This window comes from Streptomyces sp. NPDC004561, from assembly GCF_053602155.1.
Window position 1 is genome coordinate 1 of record NZ_JBSGDB010000803.1, and the last position, 2,325, is coordinate 2,325.

Consider the following 2,325-nt stretch of genomic DNA (forward strand, 5'->3'; position numbering starts at 1 on the left):
CCGCGAACCGGTGACCTGGGAGCTGCCGCCGAACGCCCGCCGGCACACCACCGTGCCCACCAGGGGCCCGCGCCCGTACGGCCCGGCCCGCCGCCGCTTCACCGATGCCTACGAGTCCGGCACCGGCGCTCACCCCTGGGGCACGTTGCCCCACGGAGTGGCCTCCGCCCGCTGAAGCGCCCCCTCGACCGAGGTGCCGGCCAGCCGGTCGGCGAGGGAGCGGCGGCCGGCGAAGAACACCGGCAGGGCGTTGACCAGGAACAGCACCACCGCGACCGTCCACACCAGCAGCGACAGCACGAACCGGCCCTCGACCAGCAGCACGCAGGCCAGCGCGTAGACGGCGACGTCGGCGGCGGTGGTGACGGCGGCCCGGCGCAGGGCGTGCCGGGACAGCCGCGGGGTGACCCGCAGGCCGAGCAGGCCCTTGCCGAGGGTGCGGCCGAGCAGCACCAGACAGGCCCACTGGTAGAGGAACGTGACGAGGACGAGCGCCCCGAACGCCTCCTCCACGTCCAGCACCACGCTGTCCCACAGCGACAGCCCTAGGACCCTGGAGGCGCCGACGACGTCGCCGCGCGAGGTCAGCAGGTCGAGGCCGCCGCGTGTGGCCAGGTCCGGCACGTCCGTGACGAGCGCGGTGATCCGGTGGAAGGTGAGCACGGCGAGCAGCGCGGCCACCGTCACCACCAGGCCGAAGTCGACGAACCAGGCCATGGCGCGGCGCAGTTTGAGCACGGAGTCCCCCGATCGCACTTCATGTCCGTGTACGGGCGAGAGCCTAGCGTCCGGCCGATCAGCGGCCGAACGACAGCACCACCAGCGCCGTCGTCGCGGCCGTCTCCGCGAGCGCGCCGAACACGTCGCCCGTGACCCCGCCGAAGCGGCGGGTGCAGCGGCGCAGCAGGAGTTCGGCGACGGCGAGCGCGAGCAGCACGGCGGCCGCCGCGCGCAGCCCGCCGTACGGGCCGAGGACCGTGCCCCAGGCGGCGGAGCCGGCCGTGCAGACGGCCGCGAGGGCCAGCGCCCCCGGCACCGGCACCACCCCGGCGACGGCCGCGCCCAGCCCCTCCGGCCGGGCGGCCGGCACCCCGGCGCGCGCGGCCAGGGTGAGCGCGAGCCGGGCGGCCACCGCCGAGGTCACCGCCGCCGCGGCCCCCCGGGCCCAGGAGCCGCCGTAGAGCTGCGCCAGCACGGCCACCTGGGCCAGCAGCACCAGCACCAGGGTGAGGACGCCGAACGGCCCGATGTCCGACTGCTTCATGATCCTGAGGGCGTCCTCGGCGGGCTTGCCGCTGCCCAGCCCGTCGGCCGTGTCGGCGAGCCCGTCGAGGTGCAGCCCGCGGGTCAGCGCGGCCGGTACGGCGACGGAGCCGACGGCGGCGAGCAGCGGCCCGGCGCCCAGGAAGAGCAGCACTAGCCCGAGCCCGGCCGCGAGGCCGCCGACGACCAGGCCGACCGCGACGGCGCTCAGCATGCCCCGCGCGCGGCGTCCCGGTCCCAGCGGTGCACCCGTACGGGCAGCACGGTCAGCGTGCCGAAGGCGAAGCGGAGGCCGTCGAGCGGGGAGGACTTGAGCACCGGCGCAGGTTACCCGGCGGTCGCGGAGCCGCCCACGGGTGCCAGGGATAAAGTGCGCACATGGGGCACTGGTGGGTACGGAACGTCGTCGAACCGGGCAAGCTTCCCCTGCTGCTCGCCCTCGCCGCGTTCGTGCTGACCTTCCTGGTGACGCGGGTGATCACCCGTCTGATCAGGGCCGGCCGGGGCCCGTTCCACAACGTCAGCGCGGGGGGGATGCACATCCACCACGTGGTCCCCGGCATCGTCCTCACCGTCGTCGGCGGCTTCGGCGCCGTCGCCAGCGACCGGCACGGCACCGGCGGAGCGGTCGCGGCCGTCCTGTTCGGCACGGGCGTGGGACTGGTCCTGGACGAGTTCGCGCTGATCCTGCACCTGGACGACGTGTACTGGACCGAGGAGGGCCGCAAGAGCGTCGAGGTCGTCGTGCTCACCGCCGCCCTCGTGGCGCTGCTGCTGGCCGGGTTCGCCCCGTTCGGCGTCAACGACCTGTCCCAGCAGGAACTGGCCGACCGGGGCACGGTCATCTCCAACATCGCCGGCAACTTCCTGCTCTCCCTCGTCGCCCTCAGCAAGGGCAAGGCCCGGATCGCGGTGTTCGGCGTGATCGTGCCGCTGGTCGCGCTCGTCGGCGCGGTCCGGCTGGCCCGCCCCGGCTCCCCGTGGGCCCGCCGCTTCTACGGCCGCCGCCCCCGCGCCCGCGCCAAGGCCGCCCTGCGGGCCTACCGCCACGACCGCCGCTGG

At 75.4% G+C, this 2,325-nt stretch carries 2 protein-coding genes and 1 pseudogene; 1 reads left to right on the forward strand and 2 read right to left on the reverse strand.

The genetic code is table 11. The features are described from left to right. Positions 1–129: 129 nt before the first annotated feature. Together ACWEN3_RS45495 and ACWEN3_RS45500 are read right to left on the reverse strand one after the other, a co-directional pair. Entirely contained in the window at positions 130–756 is a 627-nt protein-coding gene (locus tag ACWEN3_RS45495) for an RDD family protein (RefSeq protein WP_452984198.1), read from the reverse strand. A gap of 40 nt (positions 757–796) precedes the next feature. Continuing rightward, positions 797–1,581 (reverse strand): annotated as a pseudogene (locus ACWEN3_RS45500) (adenosylcobinamide-GDP ribazoletransferase). Between the two features lie 60 nt (positions 1,582–1,641). On the opposite strand from ACWEN3_RS45500, the gene ACWEN3_RS45505 reads away from it, so the two are divergent. Continuing rightward, a partial coding sequence (locus ACWEN3_RS45505) for a hypothetical protein (protein ID WP_452984200.1) occupies positions 1,642–2,325 on the forward strand: 684 nt, incomplete at its 3' end.